We start from the raw sequence: 20997 nt of genomic DNA on the forward strand, positions 1-20997 counted from the left end.
CCGGCCAATGTCCGCGTGCTGGATCCCACATCACGGGCCGGAGGTCAGCCGACCAGTTGGTCACCGAGGACAGTTCGGGCATAACGCACCACCCGTCCCTGGCGTACGCCGACGATCAGGCCGTTGTCCCGCAGCGTGGTGAGGTGGTGCGACGCGGTCGCCGGCGCGAGACCCAGCATCGCGGCCAGCTCACCGGTGCTCAGCGGTGCGTCGAGCAGGGCGAGGGCCGCCGCCCGCGTACCGCCGAGCAGGGCGGCCAGCGCGGCGCTGGGCGGCGGCGAAGCCCACAGCCCGCCCAGCCCACTGGGCGGATAGCAGAGGGCCGGGCCGGCATCGCCCTCCATGATCGCGTGCACCGTCGGCCCGGAGAAGGAGGTGGGCAGCAGCGTCCACGGGCGTCCGTCCAGGCCGGCCGGCAGGCTCGTGCCGACGGCGACCCGCAGTGCCGCGCCGTCCCAGCGGATCAACGGGTGCAGCTCGCGGAGCAGGATGCGCCCACCCTGCTCGGCAGCGAGCAGCGTCCGCCGCCGGATGTCGGCCAGTGCGAGCGCCCGCAGTCGGGGCCAGTCCGGTGCGATCAGCAGTGTGAAGTATCGGTGGAGCTGCGCGACCAGCTCGTCCGGTGTCAGCCGGGGCGCGCCGGCCCGGTCCAGTTGCCGGCGCACCACGGACGGGTCGGTGCCGGCGACCGCCCGCAGCTCGGCGGCCAGGTTCGGTGCCGCCCCGATCGGGGTGAGGAAATCCGGTACGTAACCGTTGGACGACCTGAGCACCGTCAGCAGCGGCTCCAGGCCGGCGTCCGGCAGCAGCCGCTCCGCGCGTTCCCGCCACGGGCGGTGCATCCAGTACTTCGTCGGCTTGCGTAACGCCCAGGAGCTGGCCACCAACTCGGCCAGCGGCGAGTGCACGAACCGGACCCGGCTCAGGTCGTCGGGCGAGAACCGAACCTCGATCACCCACGGATTCGACCACGGTCGAACGGTTCGGCGACAGCGCGGGGCGGCCCGAGGATCCTCGGTATGGAGTACAGGCAACTGGGCCGGTCGGGCCTGCGCGTCAGCGCGGTCGCGTACGGCAACTGGGTCACCCACGGCAACCAGCTCGACGACGACGCGGCGGCCGCGTGCGTGAAGGCCGCCCTGGATGCGGGCATCACCACGTTCGACACCGCCGACCGGTACGCCCAGGGGCGGGCCGAGGAGGCGTTGGGCAAGGCGCTGAGCGGCGTCCGGCGCAGCTCGATCGAGCTGTGCACGAAGGTGTGCCTACCGGTCGGGCCGGGGGCCAACGACGCCGGGCTGTCCCGCAAACACATCATCGAGGGCTGCCACGCCTCGCTGCGCCGGCTGGGCACCGACTACGTCGACCTCTACCAGGCGCACCGGTACGACGACAGCGTGCCGCTGGAGGAGACGATGCTCGCCTTCGCCGACCTGGTCCGCCAGGGCAAGGTGCTCTACGTCGGCGCCTCCGAGTGGACCGCCCCGCAGCTGCGCGAGGGCCTGCGGCTCGCCGCCGAGCTGCGCATCCCGTTCATCGCCAACCAGCCGCAGTACTCGATGGTGTGGCGGGTGGTGGAGGCCGAGGTGTCGCCCGCCTGCGCGGACCTCGGCCTGGGCCAGCTCGCCTGGGCGCCACTCGCGATGGGCGTGCTGACCGGTCGGTACGAACCTGGTCGACGTCCGCCCGCCGGCTCCCGGGCCACCGACGGCTTCGGTGGCTCGTTCATCGCCCGCTACTCCTCGGATCTGCTGCTCTCCCGGGTACGTCAGCTCCGACCGGTCGCCGAGGCGGCCGGCTGCACGATAGCCCAGCTGGCGGTGGCGTGGGTGCTGGCCCGTCCGACCGTGGCGAGCGCGATCGTCGGCGCGTCCCGGCCGGAGCAGCTCGCCGAGACGGCCAAGGCCGCCACGGTACGGCTCGACGACGAGCTGATCGCCCGGATCGACACCGTGCTCGACGAACTCGTGGAGCGTGATCCGGCGAAGACCGCCAGACCGAACGACGTGATGTCCGCCTGGCGCCCGCCCCCTGCCGCTGGGTGACGCCCACGGAGGGGGTGGCCGTGGCAGGCTCGAACCGTGGGGCAATTGTCCGAGAGGTCGGCCGGGTCGGCGTGGGAGCGGCTGCGCCGCCTGCCGGTCTGGCTCCCCCCGGCGCTGCTGACCCTGGCGGTGACAGTGACCGGGCTGGGCTCCGCCCAGCTCTGGCGCGACGAGCTGGCGACGTGGAGCGCGGCCACCCGCTCGCCCACCGACCTGGCCCGGCTGGCCGGCACCATCGACGCCGCCACCGGGCCGTACTACCTGCTGATGCACTGGTGGACCACTGTCGTCGGCGACTCCATGATCGCCCTGCGGCTACCGGCGGTGCTGGCGATGACAGTGGCCGCCGGGCTGCTCGCCGTGCTCGGCGCGCGGCTCGTCGACCGGCGCGCCGGCCTCTTCGCCGGGCTGCTGTTCGCGGTGCTCCCCGGCACCTCCCGCTACGGGCAGGAGGCCCGCCCGTACGCGCTGGCCACCATGCTCGCCGTGCTGGCCACAGTGCTGCTGGTGACGGCGCTGCGTCGACCGGGCTGGGCCCGTTGGGGCGGTTACGCCGTCGCCGTCGCCGCGCTCGGGCTCATCCATCTGATCGCACTCACACTGCTCGCCGCGCACGCGCTGGTCGTCCTCATCGCCTGGTGGCGCGGCCCGGCTGCGGCCGGCATCGCCGCCCCGGCCAGCGCCGCCCCGACCACAGCCGGCAGCACCGCCCCGCGCCTCGACGCCGAGCGGGACCGGCGGGTGTGGCGGTGGCTGGTCGCCGTGCTGCCGGCCGCGCTGCTGGTCAGCCCGTTGCTGGTCAAGGCCCGGACCCAGCAGTCCCGGCAGTTGAACTGGGTCCACCTGGTCCGGCCGGACGACCTGAGCGCGCTGCCCGGCGGCGTGGCCCAGAGCAGTGTGGTGGGTGGCCTGCTGGTCGGGGTCGCCGCGCTGGGCGCAGCCCGGCTCGGGCGACGCGCGGTGCTGCCGGTCAGCGCGGTGCTGCTGCCCGTACTGCTGCTCTTCGCCGCCGGCGCGGTCGTGCCGCTGTGGGTGCCCCGGTACCTGGTCTTCGTGGTGCCCTTCGCCTGCCTGTTGGCGGGGGCGGCGCTCGCCGCCGTGAGCGCACCGGGCGCGCTGGTGGCGGTGGTCCTGGCCGGGCTGCTCGGCCTGCCCGACCAGGCGGCGCTGCGACGCACCCACGAGTGGCCGCGCAGCGCCCCGGTGGACTACGCGGGGGCGGCGCGGGTGATCGCGGACGGTCAACGACCGGGGGACGCGGTGGTCTACTCGCCAAGGCGCAGCTGGCTCTTCCTCGACCTCGGCATCGAGTACCACCTCGCCGACCCACCACGCGACGTGCTGGTCACCGAGGACGAGGCACGCCGCGGCGATCTGTGGGCTGCCGAGTGCCCCCAGCCGGCACAGTGCCTGGCCGGTACGACGCGGGTGTGGCTCGTCGTCTCCGGCCGGCACGCCGACCCGCTGGCCGCCGTGCCCGACGCCAAGGGCGACGCGCTCCGTGCGGACTTCACCGTCGCGCAGGTCTGGCAGCGCCCCGGCCTGACCGTCGCCCTGCTGACCACCCGCTCCGACCGCTGACCCGGCCCCGGGGCGCCGGCCGGCGACCAGGCCCGCCCACCTCGATGTGCCTGATGCCTCTCAGTCATCCTGATGACTGAGAGGCATCACGCCCATCCCGACATCCGCTCCCGCTGCGGACCCCGCCCCATTGGAGGCGGCAGGGCGGGTCAGGGTTGGGAGCGGCCCTCCGGGGCGCTGCGGGCCAGTGGGATGATCAGCACCGCCTCGGTGCCACCGTTGGCACCGGCCCGCAGTTCGATGGTGCCGCGCAGCTCCCCGGTGATCAGGGCGCGGACGATCTGGAGGCCGAGCCGGCTGCCGTGTTCGGCGTCGAAGTCCGGCGGCAGGCCGCGGCCGTTGTCGGTCACCGAAACGTGCAGCATCTTGCGGAACCGGTGCGCGGAGACCACCACCTCGGGCCGCAGCGACGGGTCGACCTCGGGGGCGGCGACCGGCACCATGCCGGACGCGGCGGGCACCGGGACCTCGTCCGCCTCGTCGGCCGGAGGGAAGCCGTGCTCGACGGCGTTGAGCAGCAACTCGTTGAGGACCATCACCAGCGAGGTGGCGATCTCCGCCGGCAGCACGCCGAAGCTGCCCCGCCGCCGCATGCCGACGCTCACCTCGGTCGCCGCGACCTCGGTCGCCGCGCTGGCCACCCGGTCGACGATGCCGTCGAACTCGACCGCCTCGTCGCTGGACATGGAGAGCGTCTCGTGCACCAGGGCGATCGAGGCGACCCGTCGGACCGATTCCTCCAACGCGACCCGGGCCTCCGGCATCGCCACCCGGCGGGCCTGCAACCGCAGCAGCGCAGCCACCGTCTGGAGGTTGTTCTTCACCCGATGGTGGATCTCCCGGATGGTGGCGTCCTTGGTGATCAGTGCCCGGTCCCGGCGTCGAACCTCGGTGATGTCCCGGACCAGCACCAGCGCCCCGATCGGCACCCCGGCCGGCATCAGCGGCAGCGCCCTGGTGAGCATCGTGGCACCCCGTGCGTCGATCTCCCGGCGCGGTGGCGCCTCACCGCGCAGCGCGGCCAGGATGCCGTTCGACGCCTCGGTGCCGTCCAGCGGGTCGCCGGCCAGTCGGCGGTGCAGCGCGGCCAGATCCTCGCCCACCAGGTGCGCGGCGTAGCCCAGTCGGCGGTACGCGGACTGCGCGTTCGGGCTGGCGTAGGTGACCTTGCCGCCGGCATCGAGCCGGACCAGACCGTCGCCGACCCGGGGCGCCGAGGTGGTCTCGCCCGGATGCCGGGGCGGCGGGAAGGTGCCGTCCGCGATCATCTGCGCCAGGTCGTCGGCGGTGGTGAGGTAGTTGAGCTCCAGCTGGCTGGGCGTACGCGCGGTGGAGAGGTTGGTGTCCCGCCCCACCACGGCGATCACCTCGCCGGCCTCCCCCTCGGCGGTACGCAGCCGAACCGGGATCGCCTCGTGTCGGGCCGGCACGTCGCCGTACCAGACCGGGTCGCCCTCCCGCCAGATCCGACCCTGGGAGTACGCCACCCCCAGGTGGGCCACCTCCGGTCCGCCGACGATCCGACCCACCTGGTCGTCCTGGTACGCGGTCGGCGCGGTGGTCGGACGGACCTGGGCGACGCAGAGGAACGTGCCCTCGGTGTCGACAGGCACCCAGAGCAGCAGGTCAGCGAAGGACAGATCGGAGAGCAGCTGCCAGTCGCCGGCGATCCGGTGCAGGTGGTCGATGTCGGCCGGACGGAGATGGGTGTGCTCCTCGGCGAGGTCGCGCAGCGTGGACACGGTGACCAGGGTGCCACGCCACGCCTCACATCGTCGCGGTGACCTTCTTCAACCCGCGCGGCGCGTCCGGATCCTCGCCCCGGGTGAGCGCCAGGGCCAGCGCCAGCCGCTGCATCGGCAGGATGTCCAGCAGTGGGGCGTACCGCTCGTCGACCTCGGGAACGGCCAGCCGGGTCGCGCCCGGCACGTCGGCGGAGCCGACCACCACGACGTCGGCGCGGCGTTCGCCGAGGCGGGGCAGCACCTCCCCCATCGACCGGCCACCGGGGCCGGAGCCGACCACGGCGAGCACCGGGACCTCCGGGTCGGTCATCGCGAGCGGGCCGTGCAGCAGGTCGGCACCGGAGAAGGCGAGCGCCGGCAGGTACGAGGTCTCCATCAGCTTGAGCGCGGCCTCCCGGGCGGTCGGGTAGGCGTACCCCCGGCCGGTGGTGACCAACTGGCGGGCGAACCGGTAGCGCGGGGCGAGCTGGGCCGGGGTGTCGTCGGCCAGGGTGCGGGCAGCCAGCTCGGGCAGCGCGTCGAGCGCTTCCCGTTCGGCGGTCGGCAGCACCCCGTCGCCGGCCCGGACCCCCTCCACCAGCATCAACAGGGCGAGCAGCTCGGCGGTGTACGTCTTGGTAGCGGCCACCGCCCGCTCGTGCCCGGCGGCGATGTCGACGCTCAGCTCGGCCACGTCGACCAGCGGCGAGTCGGGGGCGTTGGTCACCGCGAGGGTCAGCGCCCCGGAGGCGCGGGCGGCGCGCAGCACCTCGGCCAGGTCGGGCGAGCCACCGCTCTGGCTGACCCCGACGACCAGCGCGTCGGACAGGTCGGGGCGGGCCCCGAACAGGGTGACGACGCTGGGCGAGGCGAGCCCAGCGGGCAGGCCGAGCCGGATCTCGGTCAGGTAGGCCCCGTAGAGCGCCGCGTGGTCAGAGGTGCCCCGCGCGGTGAAGACGACGTGCCGTGGCCGCCGTTCGGCGATGACCGCCGCGACCCGGGCGATCTCCGCGGCGTTGGCCGCGGAGAGCAGGCGCGCGTAGCCAGCCGGCTGCTCGTCGATGTCGGCGGCCATTCCAGCCCCTGCACGTGTCACGGAAACCCCTCCCCTGCGCGATTGCCGCGCGATTCTTGCTCAGTCTTGCACTTTTAACCGTATCTCAGCAATCGAACGAGCAGGACTGCGCAGCTGATCACCAGTTGATCTCAATATCAACTAAGCTTCACCCGCCGCACCCGGTCTAGCTGCCACGAGAGGACGACGTGCCTGAGGGAACGGACGATCCCGCGCTCTCCGTGACGGAGGAGCTGGCGCTGGCCCGGCTGGCCCTCGACGAGGGCGACCTGCACCACGCCGCCGGCCACCTCGCCGGCGCGTTGGCGCAGGCCCCCACCCTTCCGGAGGTGCACGAGACGCTGGCCCGGCTTGCTGCGACGAGCGGCGGCGGCCTCGACCTCTTCCCGATCAACCACCACACCTTCGTGGGCGCGGTGGTCGCCCGCGCGCACCTCCTCGCCACCGCCGGCCGCCCCGCCGAAGGGCTGGAGCTGCTGGCCGCGGCGACGGCGTACGCACCCGGCACCGAGTGGGCAGCCGTGCCCTGGGTGACCGCGCCCGAACTGGCCGAACGACTGGAGCCGGAGCACATCGCCCGCGTCCTCATGCAGGTCTGCGCCGCGCTGCCCGACCCGGTGCCGCGGATCGGCCGGGCCCCGCTGTCCCCGTACCTCACCCTCGCGCGCAACGCGGCCACCGTGCACCCCGAACACGGCCTGCTGCTGGGCGCGGCGTCCGCGCTGGCCCGGCGCCTCGGCGAGACCGAGCTGGCAGTCCGCTGGGCCACCCGAGGGGTACGCGCACAGCCCTCGAAGATGGGCGAGGTGTGGCTCGGGTACGCGTACCGCAGCTCGGGCCGGACCCGCGACGGCCTCGCGGCCCTCGGTCGGGCCGTCGAGCTGGACCCCGACGACCTGGCGATCTACGCGGACATCGCCGGCACCCTGGCCGAGATCGGCCGACTGGACGAAGCGCTGGAGTGGACCGAGCGGGCGCTGGCCCGCGATCCGTCGTTCGACTGCGCGGTGCACACCGCCCACCGCCTGCGGCACCTGCGCGACGGCGACCTCGCCCACCTGGTCGCGCTCGCCGACTTCGTGCGGGACCACCCGGACGACAGCCACGAGCACGGCGACCTGGCCCAGTGCTGCCGGGGCCGGCCCTGGCTCGGCCAGCTCACCCCGGCCGGCGGGCCCCTGGTCGACGCGATGCGCCAGGCGGTCGCCGATGACGACAACGGTCTCGGCGGCGCCGTACGCCTACCCGCCGCCGCCCCGCCCAGCGCGGTCGGGACGGCGATCGCCACCGCCCCCGGGCTGCGGATCGAGGTCGTCGGCGCGCCGGAGCCCGACCCGCGCGAACCCCGACGGGCGTCCGCGCAGCGGTTGTGGCACTACGCGGACGCCGTCCCCACGCCCGCGCTGGCCGCGCCCTCGGCGGCTGCTGTCGAACGGATCGGGCAGATCGCCCACCCGGCGTGGGCGCACCCACCCGCGGCGTACGACGCGGCGGTGGGCCTGGCCGGCCTTGAGCTGGCCGACCTGCTCGGCCTGCTGGTGCACCCGCCGGCCGCGCCGGCCAACGCGGTAGGTCGGCTGCTCGCCGCTCACGACCCGTCGGTCTGGGTCCGTGGCGTGCAGGTGTGGGCCTGTCTGGGGCTGCTGCACCACCGCACCGACGAGCCGTGGGAGGGCTCGACGCGCCGCCGGGTGCTGCTCGACCTGGTCTGGGGCGTCGAGGACTGGGTCACCGAGGCGGCGCTGTTCGCCCTCGTCACCGCGGCCTGGGTGGACCCTTCGGTCCGGCCGGACGTGGCCCGGGTGGTGGCGGAGCGGCTGGCCGACGTGGCCGCCGTGGCGCGGACCCGACCGGTCCCGATCGCCGCGTCACTGGCGCACCTGGCACTGGCCGCCCCACAGCTCGACCCGGCGACCGCCGCCCTGGCCACCGAGCTGCTGAACGTCCACTCCCCCCGACTCCCCCGCCCCCGCAACCCCCTACGCCGCCTCTGGCAACGACTGCTCCGCCGCTGACTCCCTGCCAACCCCCCGGCCCTGCCCGCGCCCCATCCCCGCGATCTTGCACTTTCTGTCGGCGTTTTGCCGGTATAGAGGGCTTATGTCACCGCACAAAGTGCAAGATCGCGGGGGTGTGGGGCTAGGGGCGGGGTGGGGTGGGGTGGGGGGTTACGCGACGGGGGCCTTGCCGAGGGCGACCTCGGCGTCCTCCTCCGGGGTGGCCTGCGGCGGGGCCTCGTTCGCGGTCCGCAGCGGGATCTCCTTGATGAACCAGGCGAGCACCGGGATCACGATGGTGAACAGGACCGCCCAGAGGAAGACGTGCGAGATGGCGTCGGAGAGACCGCCGAGCACCGCCTCGCGGGCCTGAGCGGGCAGCTCCCTGAGCTTCGCCAGGTCCATCCCGGCGCCGGCCTCGCCGCCGCCGAAGGCCCGACCGCCCTCCGAGCTGGCCAGCCGGTTGGCGAAGATCGCACCGAACAGCGAGATGCCGAACGAGCCGCCGATCGACCGGAAGAAGGTGGCCGCGCCGCTGGCCGCGCCGAGGTCCTTCTGCTCCACGCTGTTCTGCGCGATCAGCATCGACGTCTGCATGAGGAAGCCCATGCCGACGCCGAGCACGATCATGTACAGCGAGGACATCAGCTTGCTGGTGTCGGTGTCGAGCATGGACAGCAGCGCCATGCCCGCGGTCATCACCACACCACCGATGATCGGGTACGCCCGGTACCTGCCGTTGCGGGTGATCGCCCGGCCGATGACCAGCGAGACGACCAGCATGCCGAACATCAGGGGCAGCAGCAGCAGACCACTGTTTGTCGCCGACGCCCCCTGCACGGTCTGCTGGTAGAGCGGCAGGAAGTTCATCGCGCCGAACATCGCGAAGCCGAGCAGGAACCCGATCACCGAGATCAGCGCGAAGTTGCGGTTGGCGAAGAGCGCCAACGGCAGGATCGGCTCCTGGACCCGGCGTTCCACGAGGCCGAACACGACCAGTGCGACGACGGCCAGCACGGCCAGGCCGAGGATCTGCGTCGAGGTCCAGTCGTACTCGTTGCCACCCCAGGTGGTGATGAGCACGATCGCGGTGATGCCGACCGAGAGCAGCCCGGCGCCGAGCCAGTCGATCCGGTGCTCGGTGCGGTACTTCGGCAGGTGCATGGTGGTGATCAGCACGAGCAGCGCGACACCGCCCAGCGGCAGGTTCACGTAGAACGCCCAGCGCCAGGAGAGGTGGTCGGTGATGAAGCCGCCGACCAGCGGGCCGGCGACCATGGCGATGGCCATGATGCCGGCGATCATGCCCTGGTAGCGCCCGCGCTCGCGGGGCGGGACCAGGTCACCGATGATCGCCATCACGCCGACCATGAGGCCACCGGCGCCGAGGCCCTGCACGGCCCGGAAGGCGATGAGCTGGACCATGCCGTCCTGCGGGCCGCCGAACATGCCGGAGCCGGCCATGCCGCAGAGGGCGGAGCCGACCAGGAAGATGACGACCGAGGTCAGGAAGACCGACTTGCGGCCGTAGAGGTCACCGAGCTTGCCCCAGATCGGGGTGGAGACGGTGGTGCCCAGGACGTACGCGGTGACCACCCAGGTGAAGTGGTTGAGCCCGCCGAACTCGCCGACGATCCGCGGTAGCGCGGTGCTGACGATCATGTTGTCGAGCATCGCGAGCATCATCGCGATCATCAGCCCGAACAGCACGACCCTGATGTTGTTGGGTCGTGTGCCGACCTGGGTTGCCTGAGTCATGGATAAGCTCCCCCCGAGGATTGCCGTACTTACTTGCCGCCCGGCTAGTCACCTTACTAGCCGCACGGTAAGTTGGGTACGAGCAACGGTCAAGCCATTTGGAGGGCGTGCGTGAGCGAGAGCACAGGCGGCGGAACGCGGGAACGGATCAAGGCCGTCGCGCTCGAACTCTTCACCGAGCAGGGGTACGAGAAGACCTCGCTCCGGGAGATCGCCGAGCGCCTCAACGTCACCAAAGCTGCGCTCTACTACCACTTCAAGAGCAAGGACGACATCGTCGCCAGCTTCGTCGAGGACCGCCTGGAGCGGATGGACGCGCTGACCGCCTGGGCCGCCACCCAGCCCGCCACCCTGGCCACCCGGCGGGAGCTGATCTCCCGATACGCCGACACGATGTTCGACGGCAGTCAGCCGTCGGTGATGCGCTTCTTCGAGCAGAACCAGACCGCGCTCAAGAGTCTCTCCTCCGGCCAGAAGATGCGCGGCCGGATGATGGAGCTGGCCGGGGCGCTCTGCCGGGGCGACGACTCCCCCGCCGCCCAACTGCGCGCCGTGCTGTCGCTGTTCGCGGTGCACACCAGCTGGTTCGCGGTCCGCGCCCCGCACATCAGCGACGACGAACGTCGCAAGCTCGCCCTGGACGTGGCCGACGAGCTGCTGGCCGCCATCGGTACAGAGCCCGACGCCTGACCCGGGCCCGCCCGGCGGCTCAGCACGGCCCGGCGGTGGGCGGTTCAGCGGGAACGGCCCGGCGGCTCAGCGGCGCGCCAGCTCCAGGCGCAGGCCGAGCAGGTCCACGCCCGGTGCCGGTGACCAGTCCTTCTCCGGCGAGCGGACGAACCCGCGCCGCGAGTAGAGCCGGTGCGCCGGATCGGCCATCCCGGCCCGGACGCAGATCACCACCGCCGTGCAACCCAACCCGGTAGCCCGGTCGACGCACGCCTCGACCAACACGGCACCGACGCCACGACCCTGCGCGCCCGGGTCGACGGCGAGCATCCGGAACTCCGCCTCGCCCGGCCCGGACAGCTCCGCGAACGGGGTGCCCGGCAGCACGAACGTGACCGAGCCGAGCACCGCGCCGGTCAGCTCGTCGACAGCGACCAGCACCTCGCCGCTGGCGGCCCGGGTCGCCACGTCGGCCAGCACCTCGCCGTACCCGTGCTCGCCCTTGAGCTGACCGTCCGCCTCGTACGCGGCAACGGTCAGCCGGGCCACCGCCGGAAAGTCGGCGGGCTCGGCCGGACGGACCAGTAAACCGGTCACGCAATCACCGCGATCAGGTCACCGTCCTGCACGACGTCGCCCTCGTGCACGGCGAGCTGCTGCAGCACACCGTCGGACTCGGCGACGACCGGGATCTCCATCTTCATCGACTCGAGGATCACCAGGGTGTCACCCTCGGCCACCGTGTCACCCGCCGCGGCGACGACCTTCCAGACGTTGGCCACCATCTCGGCGCGGATCTCCTCGGCCATGTTCAGGCCCTCCCTCTTCGCGACGTGCCTGCCGATGTATCCAATCATGCGTCGACCGGTGGTGGGCGCGCAGCGGCACAGCCGCGACGGCAGTCCCGCCCTGGGGGAGGCGGCGGGTGCCGACCGCACTACCATCAGCGGGTCGGACCCGACGCCGGACCGCCGGTGGCCGCATCCGCGCCGAGGTCGTGCGCAGGACGGATCCGACCCATCACGAGGAGGTCAGCATGGCGAAGAAGTCCCGGAAGAAGAAGGCTCGTAAGAAGAGCGCCGCGAACCACGGCAAGCGTCCCAACTCCTGAACGGGTCGACGGGCCCACTGCCCGTCGTCGCTCAGCCGGCCGAGGCCGGATACACCGGTGGCCCGGGTCGACATCGACCCGGGCCACCGGTCTTGCCAGCTCATGCCGACGCTCAGTCGGCCAGCTCACGGGAATCGCTGGTCTCGAAGACCACCAGCTCGGTGAGCTTGACCCGCAGCCGCTCACGCAGCTCGTCCGGCGCGGTCTCGTTGCCACAGCAACGCGCCACCAGCGCCCGCACCTCCTGCTCCAGCCCGTACTCGCGCAGGCAGGGCCCGCACTCGTCCAGGTGGTGCCGGATCAGCGAGCGGCGCTCGTCGGCGCACTCCAGATCCAGGTAGAGATACACCTCCGCGAGGACTTCGCGGCAGTCCGTCTCGTGCGGCTCCCCACAGCTCACGTCACACCTCCCGGCCGGCAGCGGCGGCGGTCGAACCCTTCGCCGAGCGGGCCGCACTGAAGCCCCGCTCCCCCGCGTAGCGCTCGAGCAGCTTGCGCAGATTACGACGGCCACGGTGCAGACGCGACATCACGGTGCCGATCGGCGTACCCATGATGTCCGCGACCTCCTTGTAGGAAAAGCCCTCGACATCGGTGAGGTAGACGGCCAGGCGGAACTCCTCCGGCAACTGCTGGAGGGCCTCCTTGACGTCACTGTCCGGCAGCCGGTCCAGTGCCTCCGTCTCGGCGGAGCGCAACCCGCTGGAGGTGTGCGACTCGGCCTCGGCGAGCTGCCAGTCGGTGATCTCCTCCGTGGGCGCCTGGATCGGCTGGCGCTGCCGCTTGCGGTAGGAGTTGATGTAGGTGTTGGTCAGGATCCGGTACAGCCAGGCCTTCAGGTTCGTGCCCTGCTCGAACTGGTGGAAGGCCGCGTACGCCTTCAGGTAGGTCTCCTGGACCAGGTCCTCGGCATCCGCCGGGTTGCGCGTCATTCGCAGCCCAGCAGCGTAGAGCTGATCGACGAATGGCATCGCGTCCCGCTCGAATCGGGCCCTGCGCTCGTCCGTCTTCTCGGTGGTCAACCGCACATCCCCTCGCGTCGGATGCTTTCCCGCCGAGGATACGCGCACAGACCTACCCACAGATTCACTTCCGGCTGGTGTGCCCGTGCTCACCGCACCCACCCCGCCCGGTCCCGCCGTGGCGGGCCACTGCGGGCCGTCCAGCAGCCGCTTCAACTGCCGGGCGTCCCGTTCATCCTGTTCCAGGCTTCGTGTCTCGGTTGGCACCGGTCACCCCCCTCGCAGAAAAGTCGTCCGGGGGTAGTAACGCGAGATGACCACTGGGGCATTCCGGCCGGCTCTCCCCGTTCCTGGTCCCGGCCCCGACGGCGGCCGGCGCTGGGACCAGGAAGGGCCTGGGAGGACTGGTGTCACCAGCCCGGATCGGGCCGGCGGCACCATCGGATGCAACGACCCGTGCCCGGCACCGGAAACGGTCGCCCCGGCGAGCCGACGCGACCGGTCAGCCGGCCGCCCAGCCCTGGGCGGACAGCCAGTCGCGCACGGCGGCGGCGGTACCGGCCGGATCCCGGCGCAGATCGTGCGTCTCACCGGGACGGCTCACCACCTGCACCGCCGGCCCCGGCTCCGGCGTCCCGAACGGGTCCCGGTCACCGTTGACGACAAGCGTCGGCAGGCCGGTGTCCAGCTCGGCGGCCCGTGAGCGTTCCGGCCGGCCGGGCGGGTGCAGCGGAAAGGCCAGGGCGACCACGCCCACCGCGCCCACCGCGCGGGCCGTCCGGCAGGCCACCCGCGCGCCACTGGAACGCCCACCGACCAGCACCGTCGGCACGTCGGCGTGCCGGTCACGCAGCACGCCGAGCACCGCCGCCCAGGCTTCGTCGAGGTGACCGGCCGGTGCCGGCGCCCGTCGACCGGCGACCCGGTACGGCTGGGTCACCCGGACCACCGCCAGCCCGGCAGCGACCGACGCGTCCCGGACCGCGAGCAGGTCAGGCGCGTCGACGCTGCCGCCCGCACCGTGCCCGAGGACGAGCAGGGCGGTGGCCGGTCGGGCCGGCAGGTCGGTGTCGATCCGCGCCGGACCGCGCGGGGTGTCGATGTCGTCGCTGGGTGGCACCGCCCCATTCTGCGCCGCCGCACCGCCGACGGGTGTGAACCCGGCCGCCGATCAGCTCAGCGGGACCAGGGCGAGCAGGCGATCGCGCACCGGCGGGCCGGCGTCGTCGATGGCGTCCGGGTCGGGGTCGACCTCACCGCGCCAGGCGACGAGCATCGCCCGTCGTTCCCGCGGCGTGGTGCCGCCCCAGACGCCGTGGCAGTCGCCGACGTCGAGGGCCCAGGCCAGGCAGGACCCCTGTACGTCACAACTGCGGCACAACGCGACGGCGGCGTCCGCCGGTTCGTTCGGTGCCGGAAAGAAGGTCTCCGGATCGACGCTCTGGCAGGTACCCCTGGTACGCCACGCGTCGTCCTGTCGCCGTTCCCGCACTGCCCGCAGCAGTCGCGGATCTCGCCGCGCCGCCGCCACCTCGTGCGGACGCGGCATACGTGCCCGTGTCATCCGCCCACCTCCCCCGTGGGACCGGCAAAATCGGTGGACGTCGTCCGCCCCGTGCGAATCGATGTCCACTACCGGCGCTGTGTTCTATCGCACTTCGCAACATCGGGACAAGTGTCTGCCGGGAACCTGACTGAACAGTCGGGAGACGAATCACGCGGAACCCTGGCAAATCGGCGGCCAACGATGCGCGACAGCGTCAGAAAAGGGTCAACTCCTGCGGCGTCACCGTTGGCGCCACCGGCACCCGGGCGGTCAGGTGCGGCCCGTCGTTGCGGACGTCTCCCACCGCCGCGCCCACCGGGCGGATCTCCAACCCCGCCAACTGCTCCGCTGACGCCGGGCTGAGCAGCCGCTCCGGCTCGTCCGTCGGGGCCAACCACGACGACCAACGCTCCGCTGGCAGCAGCACCGGCATCCGGTCGTGCACCTCGGTCAGGTCGCCGAGCGCCGCGGTCGTCAGCACGCTGAAGGTGAGCCGGGTCTCGGCGTCGGACTCCCAGACCGACCAGATGCCGGCCAGGGCGAGCACCGAACCGTCCCGGGGGGTCATGAAGTACGCCTGGCGGCCACCGTCGGGCAGCCGGACCCACTCGTACCAGCCGTCGGCGGGGACCAGACAGCGGCGACGGGCGAAGGAGCCCGCGTACGCCCGGCTGGTGGCCACCGTCTCCGCCCGCGCGTTGATCATGCGGGCCGCCGCCGAGGCGGACCGGGACCAGTGCGGCAACAGACCCCAGCGGCCGACACAGAGGCTGCGGTGCCCCTCCGGGCTGAGCCGGACCAGCGGCACCGGGTCGGTGGGCGCGACGTTGTGATCGGCGCGGACCAGGCCGTCGGAGTCGTCGGACGACTCGAACAGCGCGCTCAGCTCGCCGGAGCTCCGGGTCGTCGCGTACCTGCCGCACATGGGGCACACGCTAACGCGTCGGGGGCGCTGTCGGCTGTCCCGCCAACCGGGAGTACGAGCGCCGGGTGCCGCCGGACCCCCGACGACACGGCAGAATGTAACCGTGGGGAACCTGACAGCGACCCGGCCGCCGCAGCCGTGGACCGCACCGACCGCATCCGACCCGGTGGCAGCGACGTTGCGCCTGCCCGGTTCCAAATCGATGACGGCCCGCGCCCTGGTGCTCAGCGCGCTGGCTGCCGGCCCGTCGACGCTGGCCCGGCCGCTGCGCGCCCGGGACACCGAGTTGATGGCCGCCGGCCTGCGGGCGATGGGCGCGCACGTGTCGATCAGCGACGACGAGCGCTGGCTGGTCCGACCGCACCCCCTGGTCGGCCCCGCCCACGTCGACGTCGGGCTGGCCGGCACCGTGATGCGGTTCGTGCCACCGGTGGCGGGCCTGGCCGACGGGCAGGTCAGCTTCGACGGCGACCCGTACGTCCGCACCCGGCCGCTGGGCCCGCTGGTCGACGCGCTGCGCTCGCTGGGCGTCCGGATCGACGTCACCGGCACCGGCAGCCTGCCGCTGACCGTGCTCGGCACCGGCCGGGTCACCGGGGGCGAGGTGGTGATCGACGCGTCCGCCTCCAGCCAGCTCGTCTCCGGGCTGTTGCTGGCCGCCCCGCGCTTCGACCGGGGCGTCGTGGTGCGCCACGTCGGCCCGCCGGTGCCGTCCGCGCCGCACCTGCGGATGACGGTGCAGATGCTGCGGGCCGCCGGCGCGGCGGTCGACGACAGCACCCCCGATGTCTGGACCGTCGAGCCCGGCCCGCTCACCGGGCGCGGCTGGGACGTCGAGCCGGATCTCTCCGGCGCCGTGCCGTTCTTCGCCGCCGCCCTGGTCACCGGCGGTGAGGTGACCCTGCAGGGCTGGCCGCACAGCAGCGCCCAGCCGGTCGAGCAGCTCCGCTCGCTGCTGCAACGGATGGGCGGCGAGGTCAGCCTCTCCACCGACGGGCTGACCGTGCGCGGCACCGGCGTGGTGCACGGTCTGACCGCCGACCTGTCCGACGTCGGCGAGCTGACCCTCGTGCTGACCGCGCTGGCCCTGCTGGCCGACTCACCGTCGGTCTTCACCGGCGTCGGGCACATCCGGGGCCACGAGACCGACCGGCTCGCCGCGCTCACGCGGGAGTTCGGCGGGCTCGGCGCGGACATCACCGAGACCCCCGACGGGTTGGAGATCCGGCCCCGTCCGCTGCGCGGCGGGCTCTTCCGCACCTACCACGACCACCGGATGGCGCACGCCGCCGCGGTGGCCGGGCTCGCCGTTCCGGGCATCGAGGTGGACGACGTGGGGTGTACCTCCAAGACGATGCCCGAGTTCCCGGCACTATGGTCAGCGATGGTGACCGGCAAGAGCTGACGCGACGGAGGAAGGTCCTGGCGACCAAACGGCGGGAGTACGACGAGGACGACGTACGGGTCCGGCCCGGTAAGTCGTCACGCCCGCGTACGCGCACCCGCCCGCAGCACGCCGACGCGGTCGACGGGTTCGTCATCGCCGTCGACCGGGGGCGCTACACCTGCGTGCTGTCCGGGGCCGAGCGCGGCGTGGTCGGCGCCGAGCTGCCCACTGTCACCGCCATGCGGGCCCGCGAGCTGGGCCGCAAGTCGGTGGTGGTGGGTGACCGGGTCAGCCTGGTCGGCGACACGTCCGGCGCGGAGGGCGCACTCGCCCGCATCGTCCGGATCGCCGAGCGCCGCTCGGTGCTGCGGCGCACCGCCGACGACGACGAGACCACCGCCGAGGGTCGGCTGGAACGCGTGGTGGTGGCCAACGCCGACCAGTTGGTGATCGTGAGCGCGTTGGCCGACCCGCCGCCGCGTACCGGGTTCATCGACCGTTGCCTGGTGGCCGCGTACGACGCGGACGTGGAGCCGCTGCTCTGCCTCACCAAGGCCGACCTGGCCGGGCCGGAGGAGGTGCTGGGCTACTACACCGAGTTGGAGTTGCCGTACGTGCTCAACCGCCCCGACTCCGACCTCGACGCGCTCCGCGCGCTGTTGAGCGGCAAGGTGTCGGTGCTGGTCGGACACTCCGGGGTGGGCAAGTCGACGCTCGTCAACCGGCTCGTGCCGGACGCGCTGCGCGCGGTCGGCGTGGTCAGCGCGATCGGCCGGGGCCGGCACACCTCGACCAGCGCGGTGGCGCTGCGGCTGCCACCGGTGCCCGGGGTCGACACGGACCCGGGTTGGATCATCGACACCCCCGGGATCCGCAGCTTCGGGTTGGCGCACGTTTCGGCCGACAGCCTGCTGCACGGCTTTCCGGACCTGGTCGAGGGCACCGTCGACTGCCCACCGAACTGCCCGCACACGGCCGACGAGGCCGAGTGTGGGCTGGACGCCTGGGTGGCCGCCGGTAAGGCGGACCCGCGCCGGCTGGCCTCGTACCGCCGGTTGCTCGCCTCCCGCGCCGGCGAGGGTGACTCGCGCGGCGACAGTGACCAGCGCGGGCCGGGCGAGGGTGACCGGCGCGGGCCCGACGAGTGACCCGACGGGCGTGGGCTAGGTTGCCGGGATGACCGGGTACGCCGACGACCTCGCCCTCGCCCACCTGCTCGCCGATCGGGCCGACGCCATCGCCACGGCCCGGTTCCGCGCGCTCGACCTGCGCGTCGAGGCGAAGCCCGACCTGACGCCGGTCTCCGACGCGGACACCGCTGTGGAGCGGGAGATCCGCGCCCTGCTGACCGAGCACCGGCCGGCCGACGGGCTGCTCGGTGAGGAGTACGGCGCACAGCCGTCCGCCGACGCGAACGGCCGCCGGTGGATCATCGACCCGATCGACGGCACCAAGAACTTCGTCCGGGGCGTGCCGATCTGGGCCACCCTGATCGCGCTCTACGACGGCGACCGGCCGGCGGTCGGTGTGGTGTCCGCACCGGCGCTCGGACGACGCTGGTGGGCCAGCGCGGGCGCGGGCGCGTACGCCGGGCCGGGCCCCACGGCTGGCGAGCGGATCGGTGTGTCAGCGGTGCGTGGGGTCGCGGACGCCAGCTTCTGCTACTCATCGTTGGACGGGTGGGAGCAGGCCGGCCGGCTCGACGCGGTGCTCGACCTGATGCGGGACAGCTGGCGCAGCCGGGCGTACGGCGACTTCTACGGCTACATGCTGTTGGCCGAGGGGGCACTGGATGTGATGGCCGAGCCGGAGCTGTCGCTGTGGGACGTGGCGGCGCTGGTGCCGATCATCACGGAGGCGGGTGGCACGGTCACTGATCTGTCCGGTCGACCGGCCCCGGCGGGCGCCCCGGGCACCGACAGCAGCGTGGTGGCCACCAACGGTGTGCTGCACGCCGACATCCTCACCCGCCTCGATCGACCAGCCGCGCGCTGACCCCCGGCAACCTCTATCCTCGCCAGGTGGTCTCCTCCGGCTGGTGCTTCCTCGCGGCGATGATCGTCGCGTACGGCTTCGCCAACCTGCTCCAGTCGGTGGCGGCGGCCCGCACCACTGTCCACCACACCTTCGATCCGGGTCTGCTGCTGCGCCTCGCCGGGCATCGGACGTACCTGGTCGGCCTGGGCTGCCAGATCGGCGGCTTCGTGCTCGCCTTCCTGGCCCGACGGGACCTGCCGCTGTTCCTCGTGCAGGCCAGCGTGGCCGCCGGGCTCGGGGTGACCGCCATCCTCGGGGTGCTGGTGTTGAAGTGGCGGCTGCCGGCGGCGGAGGTGGTGCTGCTGGCGTTGCTCTTCGCGGGGATCACCGCGCTGGTGCTGTCCGCCCGGCCGGCACCGTCGAAGCAGCTCGGCACCGCCGGTTCGATAGCCCTGCTGGTGGCGCTCGGGGTGATCGCGGTGCTCGGTGTCTTCGCCGTACGGCTGCACGGGGCACCGGGTTCGGTGGCCCTCGGCTCCCTGGCCGGGCTGGCGTTCAGCTCGGCAGCTGTCGCCGCCCGGCCTCTGGCGTCCGCGCCGTCCGCCGAGGCGTTCCTCGTCAACCCGTTGTTCTACCTGCTGATCGTCCACTCGATCGTCGGTCAGCTGCTGCTCGGTCTGGCCATGCAGCGTGGCTCGACGACCGCCGCTGTCGCCGCGATGGACGCCGCCGGGGCGGTGCCGGCCGCGATCGTCGGCCTGCTGCTGCTCAACGACAAGATCTGGCCGGGGCGGGAGTGGCTGGCCGCGGCCGGCTTCCTGGTCACCCTGGCCGCGGTGATCGGCCTGACCCGGTACGCCGAACCGCAGCAGCACCGTTCGGTGGCTCCCCGGCGGGACCCCGCCATGGTGGGTGCCGGCCGGACCGGCTGACCGGCCGCCGCTGGCCCGGCCGGGCGGGCCGACACCGCGCCCGCGGGTGTCGCGGCACCGCCCCGCTCAGGCCTCGACCGGCTTGCGCCGGCTCACCACCCGCTCGTAGAGACGCTCCAACGCACCGGCGGTCCGCTCCCAGGTGTAGCTGCTGCGCACCCGGTCCACCGCGGCGTGTCCGTACGCGAACCGGCCGGCGTTGTCGGCGAGCAGCCGACGCAGCGACACGCCGAGCGCGCGTACGTCACCGGGAGGCACCAGGCGGCCGGTGACCTCGTCGACGACGGCGTCCGCCAGGCCGCCCATCGCGTAGCCGATCACCGGCACCCCGCAGGCCATCGCCTCCAGCGAGACCCGCCCGGCCGAGGAGTAGTGCGGCGTGCAGGCGACCACGTCCGCCGACCGGTACCAGGTGGCCATCTGGTCGTGCGGCACCGCCCCGACGAGCCGCACCTGGTCGACGACGCCGATCTGTTCGGCCAGCTCGCGCAGCCGGCGCGCCTCCGCGTGGTTGGCCAACTGGTCGGCCGGCGGCCCACCGGCGATCACCAACTCGGCGTCGCCGACCAGCCGCATCGCCCGGATCAGGTCCTCCTGGCCGTGCCCGGCGGCGAGCGAGCCCACCGAGAGGATGCGGGGCCGCTGTTCGCGCGGCGCGGCCTCGCCGTCGGGATGGAACAGGTCGATGTCGACGCCGGCCGGCACCAACGCGACCGAGCTGCGTTGCAGACCCATCCGGGTCAGCTCGTCGACCTCGTCGTTGGACTGGGCCACGGCGATGTCGACGGCCCGGGTCAGCGCGCGTTCCAGCGTGATCCGCTGCCCCGGCCCGTCGTAGTGACCGCCCAGGTGACGCAGCTGCTCGACGCCGAGCGAGTGGAACGTCTGCACCACCGGGATGTCGGTCTCCCGAACGGCGTGTGCGGCGGCCAGGCCGCCGACCCAGTAGTGCCCGTGCACCACCTCGGGCCGCCAGGCACCGGACCACTCGTCGGCCAGCCAACGGCCGACCTCCGTCACGTACGGGATCAGCTCGGCGGTGGGTAGTGCGGTGGGCGGGCCGGCCGGCACGTGGTGCACCTGGTAGCCGTCGACGTTCATCGTCGCCGGCAGCGCCGGGTCGTCCCGGCGGACGTAGAGCCGGACGTCATGGCCCCGCTCGGTCAGTTCCGCGGCGACCCTGGCGATGTGCTGTCGAGTGCCGACCGGTGGGCCGTCGGCGTGGCGGTATGAGCTGGCGTGCGCGCAGACGAGGCCGACGCGCATGGGTCACCTCCCTGCGATCTTTCCTCGGCGGTGGTCCTCCCG

General features: G+C 73.0%; 21 protein-coding genes. 9 read left to right on the forward strand and 12 right to left on the reverse strand.

Translation table 11 applies throughout. The features are described 5' to 3' along the window. Positions 1–44 precede the first annotated feature (44 nt). Positions 45–956: a helix-turn-helix domain-containing protein gene (locus KBX26_RS33095; RefSeq protein WP_036412359.1), complete on the reverse strand. Its 912-nt coding sequence runs from the start codon at positions 954–956 to the stop codon at positions 45–47. A gap of 63 nt (positions 957–1019) precedes the next feature. Between KBX26_RS33095 and KBX26_RS27970 the strand changes: the two genes are divergently transcribed. Then, entirely contained in the window at positions 1020–2045 is a 1026-nt protein-coding gene (locus KBX26_RS27970; protein WP_210866760.1) for an aldo/keto reductase family protein, read from the forward strand. 81 nt (positions 2046–2126) lie between these two features. Next, positions 2127–3626: a glycosyltransferase family 39 protein gene (locus KBX26_RS27975; RefSeq protein WP_374224337.1), complete on the forward strand. Its 1500-nt coding sequence runs from the start codon at positions 2127–2129 to the stop codon at positions 3624–3626. Between the two features lie 149 nt (positions 3627–3775). On the opposite strand, the gene KBX26_RS27980 is transcribed toward KBX26_RS27975, so the two are convergent. Together KBX26_RS27980 and KBX26_RS27985 are read right to left on the reverse strand one after the other, a co-directional pair. Next, positions 3776–5368, reverse strand: a complete 1593-nt coding sequence (locus tag KBX26_RS27980) for a PAS domain-containing sensor histidine kinase (protein WP_030336671.1) — start codon at positions 5366–5368, stop codon at positions 3776–3778. A gap of 25 nt (positions 5369–5393) precedes the next feature. After that, on the reverse strand, positions 5394–6425 hold the full coding sequence (locus KBX26_RS27985; protein ID WP_210858365.1) for an SIS domain-containing protein: 1032 nt from the start codon (positions 6423–6425) through the stop codon (positions 5394–5396). 188 nt (positions 6426–6613) lie between these two features. Here KBX26_RS27985 and KBX26_RS27990 point away from each other — a divergent pair, with 188 nt between their 5' ends. Then, positions 6614–8440 carry a tetratricopeptide repeat protein gene (locus KBX26_RS27990; RefSeq protein ID WP_210866762.1) on the forward strand — a complete coding sequence of 609 codons (1827 nt, stop codon included), beginning with the start codon at positions 6614–6616 and terminating at the stop codon, positions 8438–8440. A 153-nt stretch (positions 8441–8593) separates the two neighbouring features. Here KBX26_RS27990 and KBX26_RS27995 read toward each other — a convergent pair whose 3' ends face one another. Then, a complete protein-coding gene (locus KBX26_RS27995; protein WP_030336667.1) occupies positions 8594–10180 on the reverse strand; it encodes an MDR family MFS transporter in 1587 nt (528 codons plus the stop codon). 111 nt (positions 10181–10291) lie between these two features. On the opposite strand from KBX26_RS27995, the gene KBX26_RS28000 reads away from it, so the two are divergent. After that, positions 10292–10870 carry a TetR/AcrR family transcriptional regulator gene (locus KBX26_RS28000; RefSeq protein WP_030336665.1) on the forward strand — a complete coding sequence of 193 codons (579 nt, stop codon included), beginning with the start codon at positions 10292–10294 and terminating at the stop codon, positions 10868–10870. Positions 10871–10936: 66 nt separating this feature from the next. Here the strand turns inward: KBX26_RS28000 and KBX26_RS28005 are convergent, their stop codons facing one another. Both KBX26_RS28005 and KBX26_RS28010 read right to left on the reverse strand, forming a co-directional pair. Then, positions 10937–11446: a GNAT family N-acetyltransferase gene (locus KBX26_RS28005; RefSeq protein ID WP_210858363.1), complete on the reverse strand. Its 510-nt coding sequence runs from the start codon at positions 11444–11446 to the stop codon at positions 10937–10939. Then, positions 11443–11664, reverse strand: coding sequence for a biotin/lipoyl-binding carrier protein (locus KBX26_RS28010; RefSeq protein ID WP_210858367.1), 222 nt, complete (start codon positions 11662–11664; stop codon positions 11443–11445). The genes KBX26_RS28005 and KBX26_RS28010 overlap by 4 nt, the downstream gene beginning before the upstream one ends. A 221-nt stretch (positions 11665–11885) precedes the next feature. On the opposite strand from KBX26_RS28010, the gene KBX26_RS33270 reads away from it, so the two are divergent. Further along, a complete protein-coding gene (locus tag KBX26_RS33270; protein WP_369814844.1) occupies positions 11886–11960 on the forward strand; it encodes a 50S ribosomal protein bL37 in 75 nt (24 codons plus the stop codon). Between the two features lie 112 nt (positions 11961–12072). On the opposite strand, the gene rsrA is transcribed toward KBX26_RS33270, so the two are convergent. The 5 genes from rsrA to KBX26_RS28040 form a co-directional block, all read right to left on the reverse strand. Further along, positions 12073–12360, reverse strand: coding sequence for a mycothiol system anti-sigma-R factor (rsrA, locus tag KBX26_RS28020; RefSeq protein ID WP_030336658.1), 288 nt, complete (start codon positions 12358–12360; stop codon positions 12073–12075). A gap of 1 nt (position 12361) precedes the next feature. Continuing rightward, complete coding sequence (locus KBX26_RS28025; protein ID WP_030336656.1) at positions 12362–13189, reverse strand: sigma-70 family RNA polymerase sigma factor; 828 nt, start codon at positions 13187–13189, stop codon at positions 12362–12364. 235 nt (positions 13190–13424) lie between these two features. Beyond that, a complete protein-coding gene (locus KBX26_RS28030) occupies positions 13425–14042 on the reverse strand; it encodes an alpha/beta family hydrolase (RefSeq protein WP_030336654.1) in 618 nt (205 codons plus the stop codon). Between the two features lie 51 nt (positions 14043–14093). Beyond that, a complete protein-coding gene (locus KBX26_RS28035) occupies positions 14094–14486 on the reverse strand; it encodes a WhiB family transcriptional regulator (protein ID WP_030336652.1) in 393 nt (130 codons plus the stop codon). Between the two features lie 196 nt (positions 14487–14682). Then, entirely contained in the window at positions 14683–15393 is a 711-nt protein-coding gene (locus KBX26_RS28040; RefSeq protein WP_030336651.1) for an SOS response-associated peptidase, read from the reverse strand. A 103-nt stretch (positions 15394–15496) separates the two neighbouring features. On the opposite strand from KBX26_RS28040, the gene aroA reads away from it, so the two are divergent. The 4 genes from aroA to KBX26_RS28060 are packed head-to-tail and all read left to right on the forward strand — an operon-like array spanning position 15497 to position 19689. Continuing rightward, on the forward strand, positions 15497–16798 hold the full coding sequence (aroA, locus tag KBX26_RS28045) for a 3-phosphoshikimate 1-carboxyvinyltransferase (RefSeq protein WP_030336649.1): 1302 nt from the start codon (positions 15497–15499) through the stop codon (positions 16796–16798). Continuing rightward, positions 16768–17928 carry a ribosome small subunit-dependent GTPase A gene (gene rsgA / locus KBX26_RS28050; RefSeq protein WP_051708802.1) on the forward strand — a complete coding sequence of 387 codons (1161 nt, stop codon included), beginning with the start codon at positions 16768–16770 and terminating at the stop codon, positions 17926–17928. The genes aroA and rsgA overlap by 31 nt, the downstream gene beginning before the upstream one ends. Positions 17929–17956: 28 nt before the next feature. Next, positions 17957–18775, forward strand: a complete 819-nt coding sequence (gene hisN / locus KBX26_RS28055) for a histidinol-phosphatase (protein ID WP_030336645.1) — start codon at positions 17957–17959, stop codon at positions 18773–18775. A gap of 59 nt (positions 18776–18834) precedes the next feature. Beyond that, positions 18835–19689 (forward strand): hypothetical protein, encoded by an 855-nt coding sequence (locus KBX26_RS28060; RefSeq protein ID WP_030336643.1) that lies wholly within the window; start codon positions 18835–18837, stop codon positions 19687–19689. Positions 19690–19755: 66 nt separating this feature from the next. On the opposite strand, the gene KBX26_RS28065 is transcribed toward KBX26_RS28060, so the two are convergent. Then, positions 19756–20955, reverse strand: coding sequence for a glycosyltransferase (locus tag KBX26_RS28065; RefSeq protein ID WP_030336641.1), 1200 nt, complete (start codon positions 20953–20955; stop codon positions 19756–19758). Between the last annotated feature and the right edge of the window lie 42 nt (positions 20956–20997).

The organism is Micromonospora sp. C97 (assembly GCF_018070385.1).
In the GTDB taxonomy this organism is placed as follows: Bacteria; Actinomycetota; Actinomycetes; order Mycobacteriales; family Micromonosporaceae; genus Micromonospora; species Micromonospora parva.